The organism is Cryobacterium fucosi (assembly GCF_004403515.1).
Lineage (GTDB): Bacteria > Actinomycetota > Actinomycetes > Actinomycetales > Microbacteriaceae > Cryobacterium > Cryobacterium fucosi.
Window position 1 is genome coordinate 1 of the sequence record NZ_SOHH01000103.1, and the last position, 18,514, is coordinate 18,514.

Sequence of the window (18,514 nt, forward strand, 5' to 3'; positions counted from 1 at the left end):
CGGTGGTGTGCGGCGGCGTGCCGCGGCGGCGGGCGCTACCCGGGGAGCGCCGCGTCCCCGGTCGGTCGCGCGCCCGCCACGTCGATCAGCCAGGCGAAGTCGAAGGCCCTCTCGCGCCACGCGGCGTAGCGCCCGGACACCCCGCCGTGGCCGGCCGACATCTCGGTCTTCAGCAGGGCATCCGCCCCGACCTCGCGCAGCCTGGCCACCCATTTGGCCGGCTCCACGTACAGCACCCGGGTATCGTTCAGGCTGGTCACGGCGAGGATGCGCGGGTACTGCGTCGCGCGCACGTTCTCGAGCGGGGAATACCCCTTCATGTACGCATACACCTCGGGGTCGTGCAGCGGGTCGCCCCACTCGTCCCACTCGATCACGGTCAGCGGCAGCGACGGGTCGAGGATCGAGGTGAGCGGGTCGACGAACGGCACGGCGGCGTGGATGCCGGCGAACAGTTCCGGCGCCAGGTTCGCGACCGCGCCCATCAGCAGCCCGCCCGCGCTGCCGCCGTCGGCGACGAGCCGGTCGGGGGCGGTGACGTCCAGGTCGACCAGATGCCTGGCGCAGTCGATGAAGTCCGTGAAGCTGTTGCGCTTGTGCAGCTTCTTGCCCTGTTCGTACCAGGGACGGCCCAGCTCGCCGCCGCCGCGCACGTGCGCGATCGCGAAGACCATGCCGCGGTCGAGCAGGCTCAGCCGCGGGATGCTGAAGCCGGGGTCGATGCTGTGCTCGTACGACCCGTAGCCGTAGAGCACGGTGGGGGCCGGCACCCCGGGGGTGACCAGATCGCGGCGGTAGACCAGGGAGATCGGCACGCGGGTGCCGTCGCCGGCCACCGCCCACTCGCGGCGCTGTTCGAACAGGGTCGGGTCATAGCGGCCGCGCACCGGCTGCTGCTTGAGCAGGCGGCGTTCGCCGGTGGCGACGACGTGGTCGTACACGGTCGACGGGGTGAGGAAGCTGGTGTACCCGAACCGCACGGTGGGCTGGTCCCACTCCGGGTTCGCGCCGGTGCCCACGGTGAAGAGCGGCTCGTCGAAGGTCAGTTCGGTGAAGTCGAGCCCGTCCGAGCCGGTGTCGGTGCGGGCGATGGCCACGCGGCTGAGCCCGTCCCTGCGGTATTCGGCGGTGACGAAGTCGCGGAACGCGTCGACGCCCTCCAGACGCACGGTGTCGTCGTGCGGCAGCAGCATCCGCCGGGCTCCCTGGGGATCTGCCGTGGCCACGCTGACCAGCTCGAAGTTGACCGCGTGGTCGTTGTGCACGATCAGGAGGCGGTCTTCGCCGTTGACCACGGCGTGTTCCACGTCGTATTCGACGCCGTCGCGGCGCGGCCAGACCACCGCGTACTCGCCGGTCGGGTCGTCCGCGGCGAGCAGCCGGGTCTCGGTGGTCACGCTCGACCCGGCCTCGATCAGCAGGTACCTGCGGCTGCGGGTGACGCCGACGCCCACCCAGAACCGTTCGTCCGGCTCATGGAAGACCTCTGTGTCGGCGGATGCCGGGGCGCCCACCTCGTGTCGCCAGACGGTGTCCGGCCGCCAGGCGTCGTCGACCGTGGTGTAGAAGACGTAGCGGCCGCTCGGGTCGAACAGGGAGCCCTCCGCCGCGTCCTCGATCTCGTCGGGGAGGTTCTGCCCGGTGGCCAGGTCGCGCACCCGGATCGTGTACCGCTCATCGCCCTCGGTGTCGACCGCGTAGAGCAGAAGGCTTCCGTCGGCACTCACGTCGAAGCTGCCGAGCGAGTAGAACTCGTGCCCGGCCGCCTCGAGGTTGTCGTCGAGCAGCTGCTGCTCGCCGGGGAGGCCGGTCGTGGCCCGGTTACCGGGGAGGTCGGGCGTGATCACCGGTGGCTCCCAGTCGCCTGGCCCGGTGATCGGTGCCCGGCAGTGGATGCCGTACTCCTGCCCCTCGACCGTGCGGGTGTAGTACCACCAGTGGCCCTCGCGCACCGGGACGCTGAGGTCGGTCTCCTGGGTGCGGCCCTTGAACTCATCGAAGAGCTGCTCCCGCAGCAATTCGAGGTGCGCGGTGCGGGCATCCGTGTAGTCGTTCTCCGCAGCGAGGTGGGCGAGGACCTCCGGGCTGTCCTTGTCGCGCAGCCACTCGTAGTCGTCGATGTACACGTCGTCGTGGTGCATGCGCCGAGTCGGCTTCTTCGCCGCGAGGGGAGGGATCGTCATTGGTCCAGCGTACGGTGGGAGCGGGCCGCGCGACGGTGGGGGAGAATTGCAGGGTGACCGGAGCCGACAATCGCGGCCCCGGGGAAGGACACCCATGACGAATGCCCCGACCGACGCGACCACGCCTCGGCAGTCTCCCGACACAGAGAACAGCCTCCTCGGTCGCGTGTTCGAGGCCGTGCTGTTCGATATGGACGGCACCCTCGTCGACTCGACGAACGCCGTCAACCGGTCCTGGCGGCGCTGGGCTGACGAGGCAGGCCTCGGCGAGTCGTTCCGCGGCGCGCGCCACGGGGTGCCCGCCCGCCAGATGATCGCCACCCTGGTACCGGCCGACCAGGTCGACCAGGCCGTCGTCCGGTTGACCGAGCTCGAGCTGGCCGACACCGCCGAGATCGCGATCCTCCCCGGCGCTGGAGAGCTGCTCACGAGCATCCCGGAGCACCGGCGGGCGATCGTCACCTCCGCCACCAGGGCGCTCTGCCTGGTTCGCCTGAACGCAGGCGGTGTCCCCGCAGTGGCAACCGTCGTGACCATCGAGGACACGAGCAGAGGCAAGCCGTTCCCCGAGCCGTTCCTGGAGGCCGCGAAGCGCCTGGGCGTCGACCCGGCCCGGTGCCTCGTCGTCGAGGACGCCCCGGCCGGCCTCGAGGCCGCGCGTGCCGCCGGCTGCGCCACCATCGGGGTCGAGGGCACCCACGCCGCGGCCGACCTGGTCGCCGACCTCGTCGTGCCGAGCCTCGACTGGCTTCGCATCCTTGTGCAGGACGACGGGGTCAGGTTCGAACTGCTGCCGGCCTAGTCAACTCTGGTAGATCTCCAGCGGCAGGCCGTCAGGGTCGCGAAAGAAGAACATGGCCTTCCCGTTGTTCGGGTCCACCTGCAGTTCCTCGCACTCGACGCCCTTCTGCTCGAGTTCGGCGTGCGCCGCGGGCACGTCGTCGACCTCGAATGCCAGGTGGCGCAGGCCGAGCGACTCCGGGCCGCTGCGCCGCGGCGGGGTATCCGGGAACGAGAAGAGTTCGATCAGGTACTGCTCGTTCAGGGCGAGCTTGCCCATCCATGAATCCCGTTCGACCCGGAAGTACTCGGCCTCGAGGGTCGCGCCGAGCACATCCTGGTAGAACGCCTTGGACAATTCGTAGTCGCTGGCGATGATGGCGATGTGGTGCACTCCGTTTATCCGCATCCCGGCAGTTTCGCACGACCGCCGCCGGGCCGCCGCCGGGCCGCCGCCGGGCCGCCGCCGGGCCACGGCCGCCGGCCGTGAGACATCCTTAGGAACCTTCAGGGCGCACACGGGTGCGGACGATATGGTGGCCGATTAGCGCAAAATCGGAAGCAGGGAGTATCAGTGACGCGGGAGCAGAAGCCGACCGGGCGTGGTGANGTGGCCGATTAGCGCAAAATCGGAAGCAGGGAGTATCAGTGACGCGGGAGCAGAAGCCGACCGGGCGTGGTGACGCCCGTCGCCAGGCCAGGGCGACCGGTCTCGTGCGCCACAAGGGCCATTCCCGCTGGCGTGAATTCTGGGCGCCGCTGGTCAAGGTCGTCGCGATCACCCTGGCCGTCGCACTGGTGAGCGGGGCATCCGTCGCCGCCATCGCCGTGAACCAGTTCGCCACCAGGGTCGCCGCCAACTCGGTGGACATCTCCAACGGCAAGAAGCCCCCGAAGACCGCCAAGGCGGCCTCCTTCGCCGGGGGTTTCAACGTGCTGGTGGTCGGCGTGGACAACTCCACCGCCCAGGGCCAGTCCTACGGCGAACGTGATTCGACCCTCAACGACGTCAACATCCTGCTGCACGTCTCCGCCGACCACAAGAGCGCCGTCGTGGTCAGCATCCCGCGCGACCTCGTCATCGCACAGCCCGAGTGCATCAATCCGGACACCGGTGACGTCAACTCCGCGGTCGACGCCGAGGCGGTCAACGCGTCCTATGATCGCGGTGGCCTCGGCTGCGTCGTCTCGACGGTCTCCGAACTCACGGGGCTGGACATCCCCTACGCCGGGCTGATCTCCTTTGAAGGCACCGTCGCGATGGCGGATGCCGTCGGCGGCGTTCCGATCTGCCTCAACGACGCCATCGACGACCCTGCCTCCGGCCTCAACCTGCCCGCGGGCACCAGCGTCGTCGCCGGCCAGACGGCCCTGTCCTACCTGCGCAGCCGCCACGGCGTCGGCGACGGAAGCGATCTGTCCCGCATTTCCTCGCAGCAGGCCTACATGTCCTCACTGATGCGCGTGATGAAGAGCAACTCGACCCTGACCGACGTGTCGAAGGTGACCGGACTGGCCAACGCCGCCGGAACGAATCTCAAGCTCTCCACCTCGCTGGCCAACATCCCCACCATGGTGAGCATGGCGCTGGCGCTGAAGGACATCGACCTCGACAAGCTCGTCTTCGTTCAGTACCCGTCCGCGGAGGACCCGGCCGACACCGCGAAACTGGTGCCGTCGGAAGACCTCGCCACTGCGCTGTTCGCGAAGGTCCAGGCCGACCAGCCGTTCACGCTCGACGAGAACGCGCTCGGCAACAGCGCCCAGGCCGACCCGGCCGCGCCTGCTCCTGCCGAAACGCCCGCCCCGGCCGCGACGCCCGCCCCGGCCGCAACCGATGATCCGGCCGCAACCGATCCGGCCGCAACCGCCCCGGCCGCGACGCCGGCTCCCGCCGCTCCGGAAACGATCGCCGGCCTGCGCGGCCAGACCGCGAGCCAGCAGACCTGCTCGATCGCCTACGACTACTGACCCCACCAGCCTGACTCACCAGCTCGGCCCGGCCGTGCCGGGGCTCTCGAGGGTGCTTTTCACGGCGCTCGTCCGGTGGTCACGCCGCCGGGCGGCCGGAGGCATCCGTCGTGGCGCACTCTACGGAAGCGGGCGCACGGTACAACGTGCGCCCGCTTCCGTAAGGTGAGCCACGAGGGGCGCGGCCCTTAGATCTCGGAGTCGTCCAGTCGTCCACCGAGATCGGGGTGCGCGTCGCGATCCTGCGGAGCGCTCCTCTCGGCGGTCCCGGCGCTGGCGGTCCCGGCGCGCTCAGGTCGGGCTGCGTGGCGGGCGGGCTGCGGCTTCTGATAGGAAAGCTCGCCGCCGAGCCGGCCGCCGAACGGTCGACCGTGATCGGCGTATTCCTCCCGGAAGAAGGCCATCCGCCACGGCCCCATTTCGATCCGGGCGCCGGTGCGCAGAATCTGTCCGCCGCCGTGCGGCCGGCCCTCCCGAATCTCCTGCTTCGTGCCTCCGGCCACCGGGCCGATGGGGAACAGGACGTATTCGTCGTTCCGGTCGTGCCGGATTTCGGCGTGCAGGGATTGCAGACCGTCCAGCCGAAGGTCGGAGTCGGGCCCGGACCCGATCGTGGTGACCCCGGGCTGCAGGTCGAACTCTCGCGGCGCCTGTCCGTTCCAGTTCTCCGAGCCGACGACGAACACCAGCCGAGGCCGTCCGGCTCCCGGTGTGTAGTGCGTGGTCGTGATCCGGCGGCGGATCCGCCGGTCGAACGTCGGGACCAGTGGGAACAGGGTCGACGGCGGTAACGGCACGCTGGGGATCGACGGCGCCCCCGGCGTCGGGATCTCCGCCGGAGCAGTGGCGTGAGTGCGGCCCTGCTGCCGAGGACGATATGAGACGACCCCGTCAGAATCCGCTGGAGCGGGGGCGACGTCACCGCCCCCACTCGAACGATGAGGCCGTTCGGCCCGCTCAGCGACACGGTCAGGCCACGCTCGGCAAGATCCGACGCGATGCTTCGAAGGTCCCTCAGCCGTACCGCCCGGGAAACGAACAGCTCGGGCCTGCCGGCGAAGATCTCCACGTCGAGGCCGGCGGCCTTGACCGTGCCGGACATCGCCTCGACGGTCGGCGTCGGCTGCGCCGCACCGGCCGCCGTGTGGTCCGCCGCGGCCGCCGTGTGGTCCGCCGCGGTCGAGGGGGCCGGGCTCGGCTGGACCAGGGAGAAGGCCAGGTCGATGTCCAGCCGGGTGGTCGCGGTCATGGCTACTGGGGGAGGGATTCGGCGCCGGCGTTCTCGCTCGTGGTGACGCGCAGGGTCCCGTTCAGTTTCCAGGTCGCCCGCGGTGCATCCGGGCCGATATCCCGCGGAACCTCGACGGTCATGTCGATGAAGCTGTAGTTGATGACGGCGCTCTTGCCGGTGAGATAGGACCACATCTCCTTGCCGAGGTCGGTCCAGTCCCGGATGCTGTGGGCATCCGGGCCATTCGCGTGGCTGCCGGCGGGCGAGGTCTGGTCTGTGGTCGAATCGTCGGTCACGGTGCACTCTCTTTCGGTTTCACCGGGATGAGACGGGCTCAGGCAGAGGCGGAACCGTCCCGGAGTCGTGTCCGTCTGCCGGCAACCAGCTGCGCCACTGCCTACCGTGACGCTCAGATTAGTTGAGCCCGGACCGCCCCGAGCGAATCCACAGCAGGCTCTCAGGAGGCAACCGTCGGGGGGTTCGGTTAGCCTCGGGGGAACCCCTGGAGGCCACCGTGTTCCTGCTCGATTCCGGCACCATCGTCTACTCGGCGAGCGACCTCAGCGCCGCCGCCGGCTGCGAATGGGCGTTGATGCGCAGGCTCGACGCGAGGCTCGGGCGGATCGACCCGATCGCGGAGACAGCCGACGCCATGCTCGAGCGCACCGCCGAACTGGGCGACGCGCACGAACTGCGGATGCTCACCCGCCTGCGGGAGACCCGCCAGGTCGTCGAGATCCAACGCCCGGCCCTCGCCGAGATCGACTCCGCCGTGCGGGCGAGCGCAGCCGCGCTCACCGGCGGCGCCGAAGTGGTGTTCCAGGCCGCGTTCTTCGACGGCCGGTTCCTCGGCTACGCGGACTTCATCATCCGCTCCGACGACGGCCCGACCTACGAGGTGTACGACACCAAACTGGCGCGCAAGGCGAAAATCACCGCGCTGCTGCAGCTGGCGGCCTACAGCGACCAGCTCGAACGGATGGGCATCCCCACGGGGGAGCAGGTGCACCTCCTGCTCGGCGACGGGCGCACGAGTTCGCACCGGCTGCGGGACATCCTGCCCGTCTACCGCACCCGCCGGGCCAGGCTGGAACGCCTGGTCGACGAACGACTCGCCGATACCGCGCCGACCGAGTGGGGCGACCCGCGCTACACCGCCTGCGGGCGCTGCGACGTCTGCGACGATCAGGTTCAGCGGCACCGCGACGTGCTGCTCGTCGCCAACCTGCGGCTCAGCCAGCGTGCGAAGCTGCGCGCCGCCGGCGTGGCGACGATCGAGGAACTGGCGGCGGTGCTCGGCCCGGTCCCCGGCCTTTCGGACGCCACACTGCACACGCTCAGCGAGCAGGCCAGGCTGCAGATCACGCCGGCCGGCGCCGACCGGCCCGTGAACTGGGAGGTGATCAACCCGCTCGCGCTTTCCGCGCTGCCTGCCCCCGACGCGGGCGACATCTTCTTCGATTTCGAGGGCGACCCGCTGTACCAAGAGGATGCGGGCGGGCGCGCGCCCGGCCTGGCCGGCGTCGTCTGGGGGCTGGACTACCTCTTCGGACTGGTCGAACCGGATGACACCTTCCGCTCGTTCTGGGCGCACAGCCACGCCGAGGAATGCCGGGCCCTGGTCGAGTTCCTGGACTATGTGCGTGAACGGCGGGAGCGGCATCCGGGGATGCACATCTACCACTACGCCCCCTACGAGCGCACCCACCTGCTCACCCTCGCGGCCCGGCACGGAGTGGGCGAGGACGCCGTCGACGGCCTGCTCAGGGACCATGTGCTCGTCGACCTGTACCCGGTCGTGCGGCAGGGCCTGCGCATCGGCAGCCGCAGCTACTCGCTGAAGAAGCTCGAGCCGCTCTACATGGGCGGCGACGAACGCGAGGGTGTCGCCAACGCCGCCGATTCGATCGCCGAGTACGTGCGGTCCCGGGAGCTCCTGGCGGACGGCGACGAGGCCGCCGCGGCGGCCGTGCTCGCCGACATCGCCCGGTACAACGCCTACGACTGCCGGTCCACCCGGCGACTGCGCGACTGGCTGCTGGAGCGCGCCGCCGAGAGCGCGATGCCCGCTGCGGCGCCCGCCGAGCCGGCCTTCGACCTGCCGGTGCGTGAGCCCGACCCGGTCTACCTCGAGCTTGCCGCGCTTCTGGCCGCGGTCGCGCCCGCCGACCGCAGCGCCGACGAGACCGCCCTCGCCCTGGCCGCCGCCGCGATCGATTATCACCGGAGGGAGCAGAAGTCGTTCTGGTGGGACCACTACTCACGCCTCGGCTCGCCCGTCGACGAGTGGGCAGACACCCGGGATGTACTCGTCGTCGACACCGCAACGGTGCGGACGGGCTGGCACCGGGAGGGCCGCCAACTTCTTGACCGGCGCGTGCTGCGACTGTCCGGCGCCCTCGCGCCCGGCAGCTCCCTCAAGGTCGGGCAGAAGCCGTTCCTGCTCTACGACCCGCCGTACCCGCCGATCCGGCCCAGCGCCGAGCCGGGCGCGCGCACCGCGCACGACAAGGTCACCATCGTCGAGGTCATCGACGAGTCGGTGTTCCTCGTCGAGGAGATCCTCGAGCGGGACGCGCCGACCCACCACGAACTGCCGATCGCGCTGACCCCCGGCACCCCGCCGCCGGCCGGCAGCCAGGTCGGGGCGATCTCGGAGTGGGGCAGGGCCGTGCTCGACGCCTGGCCGGAGCCGCTTCCGGATGCCGCGTTCGACCTGCTCCGGCGCCGGCCGCCGCGACTCCTGGCCGGCCCGGGCAGTGCGCCAGACGGCGGTGCGCCAGTGGGCTACTCGCCAGTGGGCTACTCGCCAGTGGGTTACCCGCCAGGGGGTTACCCGCCAGTGGGCGACCCGCCCGACGGCGGCGCGGAGCCCGGCCTGGCCCGGCCGCGGGACGGCGACGTGAAGTCGGCCATCCTGGGCAGCCTGCTACGCCTCGACCGTTCCTACCTCGCGGTGCAGGGCCCGCCCGGCACCGGCAAGACCTACCTCGGGTCGAGGGTGATCGCCGACCTCGTCGTCAACCACGGCTGGACCGTCGGCGTTGTCGCGCAATCCCACGCAGCGGTGGAGAACATGCTCCGCGCCGTGCTCGCCGCCGGGGCGGAGGTCGGCCTCGCCCCCGACCGGGTCGGCAAGAAGGCGAAAAAGGGCGAGGAGACCAGACCCGTTCCGTGGGCCGTGCTCGACACGAAGACCTTCGGCGCGTTCACCGGCCGCCCCGGCGGCTGGGTGGTCGGCGGCACCGCCTGGGACTTCAGCAACGCCGACCGGTTGCCGCGAGGTTCGCTCGACCTGCTCGTCGTCGACGAGGCCGGCCAGTTCTCCCTGGCCAGCACGATCGCCGCGGCCGTCTCGGCCGAGCGCCTGCTGCTGCTGGGAGATCCGCAGCAGCTGCCGCAGGTGAGCCAGGGAACCCACCCCGAACCCGTCGACGAGTCCGCCCTCGGCTGGCTCAGCGACGGGCACCGGGTGCTCCCCGCCGAGTACGGCTACTTCCTCGCCACCAGCAGGCGGATGCACCCCGCGGTCTGCGCCCCCGTCTCGACGCTGTCCTACGAGGGCATGCTGCTCTCGCATCCGTCCGACCGCAGCCTGGCGGGGGTGGAACCCGGGCTTCACCCCCTGCCGGTGTCGCATTCCGCGAACGCGACCTCGTCGGTCGAGGAGGCGGAGGAGGTCGTCGTGCTCGTGGTGGATCTGCTGGGGCGACCCTGGACATCCGCGGGTGTCACCGCGCCGCTCGCCCAGGACGACGTCATCGTCGTGGCGCCCTACAACGCCCAGGTCGAACTCATCCGCAGCCGGCTGAAGGCGGCCGGCCTCGGCCTGGTGCCGGTCGGAACCGTCGACAGGTTCCAGGGTCGGGAGGCGGCGGTCGCGATCGTGTCGCTCGCGGCGTCGGCCGCCGAAGACGTGCCGAGAGGGCTCGAATTCCTGCTCCTCGCGAACCGGTTGAACGTCGCCATCTCCCGTGCGCAGTGGGCAGCCTGGCTGGTCTATTCGCCGGCGCTGACCGAGTCGCTGCCGACCAGCGTCGAGGTGCTCACGCAGCTCAGCGCGTTCATCACCCTGGTGACGCCTGCCGCGCCGAGGACGGCTCGCTGAGATCGACCTTTCCGGTCGAGACCGACCGGTGTGCGGGGCGGTTTCGACCGGAAAGGTAGATCTCGACGGCTTGGCTGGCCGCGGCAGGCAGGCCGGGCCGGGTGTGGCCGGGGTTACTCGGCGTCCAGGTCCGTTTCGAGGATCTTGACGAGGGCTTCGAGAGCCTCGACGGCACCGTCGCCTTCGGCACGGAGCACGACGACGTCGCCGTTGGCGGCGCCGAGGCTCATCAGGCTCAGGATGCTCGAGGCATCCATCGCGTCTTCGACCGGGTCGTTCTCGAGGGAAATGGTGACCTCGATCGGCAGTTCACCGACGGCTGCGGCGAAGATGGACGCGGGGCGGGCGTGCAGGCCGACCCGGCTGGCGATGGTGGCTTTACGTTCGGACATGGTTCCTCCTGATTGGTGCTCGTCGAGCTGTGCTCGGCGACGGTGGTGCGCCGCGACGCGACGCGAAAAGGTGCGTCGGGGCTCAGAGGCCCAGCTGTTCGAGGATCGGCAGTTCGGCGCGCACGCGGGTGCGCGCCTCGTCGGCGTTCCGGGCTGAGAGAGCGAGCTCGGCGAGGCGCTTCGCCTCGTCGAGGGTGACGCTCTTCAGCACGGCGCCGACGGCGGAGAGGGAGCGGGCGGTCATCGAGAGGGACGACACGCCGAGGCCGACGAGCACGACGGCGAGCACGGGGTCGGCCGCGGCCTCGCCGCAGACGCCGACGGGCTTGCGCTTGCCCTGCGCGATCGAACCGGCGACGGTCAGCCTGATCAGGTGCAGCACAGCCGGCTGCCACGGCGAGTTCAGTGCGGCGAGGGTGCCGAGCTGGCGGTCGGCGGCCATCGTGTACTGGGTGAGGTCGTTCGTGCCGAGGCTGACGAAGTCGACCTCGCCGAGGATCCGGTCGGCCAAAAGCGCCGCGGACGGCACCTCCACCATGACCCCGGGGATCTTCAGCCCGGCGACGCGGCACATCGCCGCGAAGTCTGAGGCCTCGTCGACGGTCGCGATCATCGGCGCCATCACCCACACCTCGGCGGGGGAGTCGGCCGCCGCGGTGGCGATCGCGGTCAGCTGCCGCTTGAGCACGCCGGGGGTGGTCAGGTCGGTCCGGTAGCCGCGCACGCCCAGGGACGGGTTGGGCTCGGTGCTGTCGGTCAGGAACGGAAGGGGCTTGTCGGCGCCGGCGTCAAGGGTGCGCACGACGACCTTCTTGCCCGGGAACGCGTCGAACACGCCGCGGTAGGCCACGACCTGCTCGTCGATGGTCGGTTCGGTGTCGCGCTCGAGGAAGCAGAACTCGGTGCGGAGCAGGCCGACGCCCTGGGCGCCGAGCTCGGCGGCCTTGACCGCGTCCACCGCGCCGCCGACGTTCGCGAGAAGAGGCACGAGGTGCCCGTCGGCGGTGCTGCCGGTGCCGTCGAACACGGCGAGGGTCTCCGCGGCGAGCAGCCAGGCCGCGACCAGCGCCTGCTCGTCGGCGGCGGGGTCGACGCTGACGGTGCCGGCGGCCCCGTCGACGTAGACCTCGGTGCCGTCGACGAGTTCGTCCACACCGGGCGCGGCAACCACGGCCGGCAGGCCGAGGGCCCGGGCGATGATGGCGGTGTGCGACTGCGGGCCGCCGCCGGAAGTGACCAGGGCCAGGACCTTCGCCGGGTCCAGGGTGGCGGTGTCGGCGGGGGCGAGGTCCTCCGCGATGAGAATAAATGGTTCGGTGGATTGCGGAATCCCGGGTGCGGGCACCCCGCGCAGCTCGGCCACGATGCGTGCGCGAACGTCGAGGACATCCGTGGCCCGGTCGGCCATGTAGCCGCCGAGGTTGTGCAGCATCTCGGCAACGGAAGCGCCGGACTCCCAGATCGCCCGCTCGGCCGACGTCCCTGACGTGATGAGTTTCACGGCCGCCTTGATCAGCATGGGGTCTGCCGCCATCAGCGCGGTGGCCTCGAGGACGGCCCTGCCGGCTCCCGTTGCGGCCGCGGCGCGACCCTGGAGTTCGGCCTGCACGACCTTCGAGGCCGCGCGCAGACTGGCCGTGGCCTCATCCGCTGTCGTCGACGACGACAAACGCTCACCAACGGCGGGTTCGCTGACCGGTTTCGGCATCTGTCGGACGGACCCGATGATCCGTCCTGGGCTGACGCCTACTCCAGAGAAATTCTGCACGGGATTGACCTCTATTCTTGCGCAGCGATTTGCCCACGCTATTTCATGCTACGCGTCGGCCGCCGTGCTCGTGACACGGCGGACGGCGCGATGGTTACGCGTTGACGAGTGCGGGGTTCTCCGCGTCGACGCTGGACTTCCTGACTGCGTACCGCTTGAGCACGATCACGACGAACGCCGCGACTGCGGTTCCGATCGCGATCGCGAGGAGCCACAGCGGGAAACTGTCGATGGCGAAGAAGACGAAGACGCCACCATGCGGCGCCTTCGACGTCACTCCCCAGGCCATCGACAGGGCGCCGGTGACGCCGGCGCCGATCATGCCGGCCGGGATGACCCGGAACACGTCGGCCGCGGCGAACGGGATGGCGCCTTCGGAGATGAAGGATGCCCCGAGCAGCCAGGCCGCCTTGCCGTTCTCACGTTCGACCAGGCTGAACAGCTTCCTGTCGACCACCGTGGCCAGGGCCATGGCGAGCGGCGGAACCATGCCTGCGGCCATGACCGCGGCCATGATCTGCCAGGGAGCCTGGTTGGCGATGGTCGCGGTGCCGAGGCCGGCGACGGCGAAGGCGTAGGCGACCTTGTTGACCGGGCCGCCGAGGTCGAAGCCCATCATCAGGCCGAGGATGAGGCCGAGGATGATCGCCGACGCACCGCTCATGCCGGTGAGCCATTCGTTCAGGTTCGTGGTGATCCAGGCGATCGGTCCGCCGAGCACGAGGAACATCAGGCCTGAGGCGACGATCGAGGCGACCAGCGGGATGATGACGACGGGCATCAGGCTGCGCAGCCAGCGCGGAACGTTGAGCTTGGCGAAGCTCGCGGCCGCGACACCGGCGAGGAGACCACCGGCGATACCGCCGAGGAAGCCCGCACCCATGAAGCCGGCGACGGCGCCGGCGACGAAGCCGGGCGCGATCCCGGGACGGTCGGCGATCGCGAACGCGATGTAGCCGCCGAGCGCCGGTACCAGGAAGCCCATCGACAGGGCGCCGATCTTGAAGAAGACCGCGCCGAGGTAGATCAGCAGGCCACCCTCCGGGAGGTTGAACAGGCTGTTCTGCAGCACCACGACGTCGGCGACCTTGGTGATCTCGTAGCCGCCGAGCAGGAAGCCGAGGGCGATGAGGAGACCTCCGCCGGCGACGAACGGGATCATGTAGCTGACACCGGTGAGCAGCGCGCGCTTGACCTTCTGGCCGAAGTGCTCGTTCTTGGTGTCGGTCTCGACGACGCCCACATTGCCGCCTACGCGACGCGAGTTCGGGTTCCTGGCCGCGGCCAGCGCGTCCTGGATGAGCTTGGCCGGTTCGTCGATGCCACGTTTGACGGGAGCCTGGATGACCGGCTTGCCGGCGAAGCGCTCGCGTCCCCGCACGTCGACGTCAACGGCGAAGATGACGGCGTCTGCGGCGGCGATGACGGCCGGGTCGAGCATGGTCAGGCCGGCGGAGCCCTGGGTTTCGACCTGCATGTCGACCCCGGCAGCCTTGGCGGCGGCGACGAGGGAGTCTGCGGCCATGTAGGTGTGCGCGATTCCAGTGGGGCAGGCGGTGACGGCGACGATGCGCTTGACCGACGAGGAGGTGGAGCTGGTGCCGGCGTTGGCGTTCTCCGCGGAGGCCGCGCCCGCACCGACGGTGACGGGGGCGATGACGCTGGTGACGAGTTCGACGATTTCGGCCGGCGACGTCGCGGCGCGCAGGGCGGCGGTGAAGTCGCTCTTCATCAGGGAACGGGCGAGCTTCGCCAGGATCTTGAGGTGTTCCTGGTCGGCCCCCTCCGGTGCGGCGATCAGGAAGACGAGGTCGGCGGGGCCGTCCTTGGCGCCGAAGTCGACGGGCGAAGTCAGCCGGGCCAACGCCAGCGTCGGCTCGGTGACCGCGGAGGAACGGCAATGCGGGATGGCAAGGCCGCCCGGGATGCCGGTGGCCGTCTTGGCCTCGCGGGCGAGGGCATCCGCGTAGAGACCCTCGATCTCGGTGGCCCGGCCGGAGCCGACGATGAGTTCGGCAAGATGCCGGATGACGCTCGAGGGAGCGGTTCCGAGATTCTTGTCCAGAGCGACAAGCTCCGGCGTGATCAGTGCACTCACTGGACATCCTCCTTTGGATGGGTGACAAGCGACGTCACGGTGACGTCGCCCGGTCTGGTTTGGTTCAATGCCGGCACGGTCGAGCCTGGCAATGACGCGGCGGCTGCCCCATGGGCGGCGGCCTGACGAAGGGAGTCGGGTGCGGATGCCCCGGCAATGGTGCTGAGCAGGAATCCGGCCAGGGAGGAGTCGCCGGCGCCGACGGTGCTGGTGGCGATCATCGGCGGCGTCTGGGCGAGCCAGGCGCCGGCCGCGGTCACCAGCACGGCGCCACTGGCGCCGAGGGTGGCCAGCACGGCTCCGACCCCGGCGGCGACGAGGCGCTCGGAGGCCCTGGCGACCAGTGCCGGGTCGGCTTCGAGCGCGTCGGCGTCGGGGATTCCGGTGAGTTCGGCGAGTTCTTCGCCGTTGGGCTTGATCAGGTCGGGGGCCGCCGTCACCGCGGCGGCAAGCGGTGCGCCGGACGAGTCGACGGCGACCTTCGGGGCGGCGGCGCCGTAGCGGGCCCGCAGCTGCCGGGTGATGTCGGCGTAGAAGTCGACCGGCACCCCGGGCGGCAGGGATCCGGCCAGGACGAGCCAGTCGGCGCCCTCGGCCTTCTCCAGCACCAGCGCGATCAGAGCGTGCTGCTGTTCGGTGCTGAGCAGCGGTCCGGGCACGTTGATCTTGGTTGTGGTGCCGTCGGGTTCCGTGATCGCCACGTTGCTGCGGATGGCGGCGCCGATCGGCATGCCCAGGTGGGGGATCCCGGCCGTGCGGAGCCCCTGCAGCACGGGGTCCAGGTCGTCGCCGGGCAGGATGGCGAGGCTCGGCAGGCCGGACGCCTCGAGGGCGCGGCAGATGTTGACGCCCTTGCCGCCCGGTTCCTCGCGTGAGGACACGGCACGCTGGACCTCGCCGCGGGCCAGCCGCCCGCTCAGACCGATCGTGCGGTCCAGGCTCGGATTGGGGGTAAACGTGATGATCACGCGATCACAACCTCGACGTCGGCCGCGGCGAGGGCCGTGGCAAGTTCCAGGGATGGGGGAGCGTCCGTGATCAGCACGTCGATTTCTCCGAGGGCCGCGAAGCGGATCAGGGTTTCTTTGTCGAGCTTGGAGGAATCGGCCAGCGCGACGACGCGCCGGGCCGAACGGACGATGGCTGTCTTCACGCCTGATTCGACGGCATCCGGGGTGCTGAAACCGAAGTCGGCGTGCACGCCGTTCGCGCCGACGAAGCCGATGTCGGGCCGCAGCGCCTCGAGCTGGGCGATGGTGCTCGGCCCGACGACGGCCCGGGTGAGGCCGCGCACGCGACCGCCGAGGATGTACACCGCGATGTCTTCGTTGCCGGCCAGTTTCGTGGCGATCGGAACGGCGTTGGTGATGACGAGGAGTTCGTCGCCCGGGTCGGCCGGGGCCCAGTCGACGAGGAGGTCGGCGAGGAGTTCAGTGGTCGTCCCGGCGTCGAGCAGAATCGACCCGGTCTGGCTGGCGGGAATGAGGGTGAAGGCGGCCGCGGCGATCCGCATCTTCTCGTCGTGGTGCTGGGTCTGCCGCTCCTCGAGGCTTTGCTCTGACATGCTCAGGCGGTCCAGGGCCACCGCGCCGCCGTGCACCCGGCGCAGCTGCCGAGCGCCTTCGAGGGCGTCGAGGTCGCGCCGCACGGTCTCGGGGGTGATATCGAAACGGGTTGCGAGCTCGTTGACCGTGACCCGACTCGAACTGGAGACCAGATCGACGATCAGGGCCTGACGTTCTTCCGCGAACACGAGACCTCCGGGGCGTTGAGTGACCGGGGTCACCGTGTGAATAATCTTCACGCTACCTGCGTTTGCTTTTGTTTGTCAAGAAAACCACAGACAAACAAAGAATCAGGGTGGGTGTGGGGTGTATTCCCCGGTGTCGGCCTCCGCGGTGGCGATTCTCCGGGGGGATGTCGGCGGTCGCACGTAGCGTGAGGACCATGAAGATCCTGCACACCTCGGACTGGCATATCGGGCGCACCTTCCACACGCATTCAACGCTGGCGCACCTGCGCGGGGTGTTTGCGGCGCTGGTCGAGGTGGTGCGGGAACGGCAGGTGGATGTCGTCGTCGTCGCCGGCGACGTCTTCGACTCCGCGATGCCGTCGGCCGACAGCTACTCGCTCCTGGCCTGGACGCTGCGAGAGCTCAGGGAGGCCGGCGCCGTTGTCGTGATGACCAGCGGCAACCACGACTCGGCCACCCGGCTCGGCTTCCAGTCGGAGTGGGCCGGCCTGGCCGGCATCCACATCATCACCCGGCCCGACCAGTTCCTCGAACCGGTCACCATCGACGACCCGACCGGCCCCGTGCACTTCTACGGCATTCCGTATCTGGAGCCGGCGATGATCCGGCACCTGTTCCCGGAGGAGACGCTGCGAAACCACGAGCAGGTGCTCACGTTCGCAATGCGGCGGATCCGCGAGGACCTCGCCGCTCGGGGCGGGCGCTCGGTCGTGCTGGCGCACTGCTTCGCGGCCGGGGTGACGCCGGCCGCCGAGGCCACCGAGGTCGAGCGGGACATCACCGCCGGAGGCCTTGACCTGGTGCCGATCGCGGTCTTCGGCCCTGCCGACGACCCGGAGAGCGGCGGCCCCGACTACGTCGCCCTCGGCCACATCCACGGCCGGGCCACGCTCACCGACCGGGTGCGCTACTCGGGTGCGCCCCTGCACTACTCCTTCTCCGAGGCCGGCAAGCCCCGCGGCGCCTGGCTCGTCGATCTCACGGCCGACCGGCGCGCCGAGGTCGAATGGGTCGGGCTTCCCGTTCCCCGCAGGCTCTCCGTGCTCACCGGTGACATCGAGGCATTGCTCACGAACGACGAGTTCACCCGGTTCGAGGCCGACTGGGTGTCGGCCGTGCTCACCGACCAGGTGCGCCCCCTCGACGGCATGCGCCGCCTGCAGAAACGGTTCCCGCACTGCGTCACCGTCGAACACCGGCCGTCGGTCACGGTCGAAACGGATGCCGCCAGCTACGGCGAGCGCCTGCACCAGCAGAACGACCACGAGATCGTTGCCGGGTTCCTCGAGTTCGTGCGCAACGGGGTCGTCCAGACCGAATTCGAGCGCGACCTGGTCGCCGAATTGCTGGCGGCGGACGACCTGGCGGAGATCACGGCATGAAGATCAAGCGACTGAGGATCGCCGGATTCGGACCGTTCAAGAACGAGCAGGTCATCGACTTCGAACGCTTCGACGACGACGGGATCTTCCTGATCACCGGCAAGACCGGGGCCGGAAAGTCCAGCATCCTCGATGCCATCTGCTTCGCGCTCTACGGCAACGTCCCCCGTTACGAAGGCACGGAGTCCCAGCTGCGCAGCGACTACTGCGAGCCGCAAGACCCGACCTTCGTCGAACTCGACTTCGGGCTGGGCGACCAGGACTACCGCCTCTATCGCACCCCGCGGTACGAGAAGGCCAGGAAACGCGGGCCCGGCACGACCGTGGCGCAGCCGGATGCCCGGCTCGACGTCCGCGACAGCGAGGGCTGGCGCACCATTGCCACCCGGCCGGTCGAGGTGGGCCACGAACTGACCCGCATCCTGCCGCTCAAACAGGACCAGTTCCTGCAGGTGATCCTGCTCGCCCAGAACCGGTTCCAGAAGTTCCTGCTGGCCAGGACCGACGATCGCCGAGCCGTGCTGCGGACGCTGTTCGGCACGGCCCGATTCGAGCAGCTGGAGACCGAACTGATCAGCCGGCGCAGGTCCCTCGATGAGGAGCTGGCCGCTGTCGGGCTGCGCCTGACCGGGCTGGCGGCGGCCGTGGCCGGCCAGGCGCAGTGCGAGGAGGCCGAGGGAACCGCCGACCGCGACTGGTTCGACCGGGCCCGACAGCGGCTGGACGGCCAATTCGGCCTGGCGATCGACGCCGCCGAACGGGCCGGCGCCTCGGCAACCGCCGCCACCGAGCACTGCCGGGTGCAGGAAGACCTGCGGCGGCGCCAGGACCGGCGGGACGCGGCGGCG

14 protein-coding genes are annotated in these 18,514 nt (G+C 70.1%); 5 read left to right on the forward strand and 9 right to left on the reverse strand.

Going from position 1 to position 18,514, the window contains the following annotated elements; translation table 11 throughout:
• Positions 1 to 35: 35 nt before the first annotated feature.
• Positions 36 to 2,183 carry a S9 family peptidase gene (locus E3T48_RS14775; protein ID WP_134524797.1) on the reverse strand — a complete coding sequence of 716 codons (2,148 nt, stop codon included), beginning with the start codon at positions 2,181 to 2,183 and terminating at the stop codon, positions 36 to 38.
• Between the two features lie 94 nt (positions 2,184 to 2,277).
• Between E3T48_RS14775 and E3T48_RS14780 the strand changes: the two genes are divergently transcribed.
• Positions 2,278 to 2,985: an HAD family hydrolase gene (locus tag E3T48_RS14780; protein ID WP_134524798.1), complete on the forward strand. Its 708-nt coding sequence runs from the start codon at positions 2,278 to 2,280 to the stop codon at positions 2,983 to 2,985.
• On the opposite strand, the gene E3T48_RS14785 is transcribed toward E3T48_RS14780, so the two are convergent.
• Complete coding sequence (locus tag E3T48_RS14785; RefSeq protein WP_134524799.1) at positions 2,986 to 3,372, reverse strand: VOC family protein; 387 nt, start codon at positions 3,370 to 3,372, stop codon at positions 2,986 to 2,988.
• A gap of 239 nt (positions 3,373 to 3,611) precedes the next feature.
• Between E3T48_RS14785 and E3T48_RS14790 the strand changes: the two genes are divergently transcribed.
• Positions 3,612 to 4,934, forward strand: a complete 1,323-nt coding sequence (locus tag E3T48_RS14790; RefSeq protein ID WP_134524800.1) for an LCP family protein — start codon at positions 3,612 to 3,614, stop codon at positions 4,932 to 4,934.
• 188 nt (positions 4,935 to 5,122) lie between these two features.
• On the opposite strand, the gene E3T48_RS14795 is transcribed toward E3T48_RS14790, so the two are convergent.
• The gene (locus E3T48_RS14795) at positions 5,123 to 5,731 is read right to left on the reverse strand and encodes an FHA domain-containing protein (protein WP_134524801.1); all 609 of its coding nucleotides are present in this window, start codon (positions 5,729 to 5,731) and stop codon (positions 5,123 to 5,125) included.
• A gap of 454 nt (positions 5,732 to 6,185) precedes the next feature.
• The gene (locus tag E3T48_RS14800) at positions 6,186 to 6,461 is read right to left on the reverse strand and encodes a hypothetical protein (protein ID WP_134524802.1); all 276 of its coding nucleotides are present in this window, start codon (positions 6,459 to 6,461) and stop codon (positions 6,186 to 6,188) included.
• 218 nt (positions 6,462 to 6,679) lie between these two features.
• On the opposite strand from E3T48_RS14800, the gene E3T48_RS14805 reads away from it, so the two are divergent.
• Positions 6,680 to 10,273, forward strand: coding sequence for a TM0106 family RecB-like putative nuclease (locus E3T48_RS14805; RefSeq protein WP_134524803.1), 3,594 nt, complete (start codon positions 6,680 to 6,682; stop codon positions 10,271 to 10,273).
• Between the two features lie 113 nt (positions 10,274 to 10,386).
• Here E3T48_RS14805 and E3T48_RS14810 read toward each other — a convergent pair whose 3' ends face one another.
• From E3T48_RS14810 to E3T48_RS14830, 5 genes are all read right to left on the reverse strand, one after another.
• Entirely contained in the window at positions 10,387 to 10,665 is a 279-nt protein-coding gene (locus E3T48_RS14810) for an HPr family phosphocarrier protein (protein ID WP_134524804.1), read from the reverse strand.
• 82 nt (positions 10,666 to 10,747) lie between these two features.
• On the reverse strand, positions 10,748 to 12,433 hold the full coding sequence (gene ptsP / locus E3T48_RS14815; RefSeq protein WP_134524805.1) for a phosphoenolpyruvate--protein phosphotransferase: 1,686 nt from the start codon (positions 12,431 to 12,433) through the stop codon (positions 10,748 to 10,750).
• A gap of 94 nt (positions 12,434 to 12,527) precedes the next feature.
• The gene (locus E3T48_RS14820; RefSeq protein WP_134524806.1) at positions 12,528 to 14,531 is read right to left on the reverse strand and encodes a PTS fructose transporter subunit IIABC; all 2,004 of its coding nucleotides are present in this window, start codon (positions 14,529 to 14,531) and stop codon (positions 12,528 to 12,530) included.
• Entirely contained in the window at positions 14,528 to 15,499 is a 972-nt protein-coding gene (locus tag E3T48_RS14825; protein WP_134524807.1) for a 1-phosphofructokinase family hexose kinase, read from the reverse strand. The genes E3T48_RS14820 and E3T48_RS14825 overlap by 4 nt, the downstream gene beginning before the upstream one ends.
• A complete protein-coding gene (locus tag E3T48_RS14830) occupies positions 15,496 to 16,284 on the reverse strand; it encodes a DeoR/GlpR family DNA-binding transcription regulator (RefSeq protein ID WP_134524808.1) in 789 nt (262 codons plus the stop codon). The genes E3T48_RS14825 and E3T48_RS14830 overlap by 4 nt, the downstream gene beginning before the upstream one ends.
• A gap of 194 nt (positions 16,285 to 16,478) precedes the next feature.
• Between E3T48_RS14830 and E3T48_RS14835 the strand changes: the two genes are divergently transcribed.
• Both E3T48_RS14835 and E3T48_RS14840 read left to right on the forward strand, forming a co-directional pair.
• Positions 16,479 to 17,666: an exonuclease SbcCD subunit D gene (locus tag E3T48_RS14835; RefSeq protein WP_134524809.1), complete on the forward strand. Its 1,188-nt coding sequence runs from the start codon at positions 16,479 to 16,481 to the stop codon at positions 17,664 to 17,666.
• A partial coding sequence (locus tag E3T48_RS14840) for an AAA family ATPase (protein WP_134524810.1) occupies positions 17,663 to 18,514 on the forward strand: 852 nt, incomplete at its 3' end. The genes E3T48_RS14835 and E3T48_RS14840, both read left to right, overlap by 4 nt.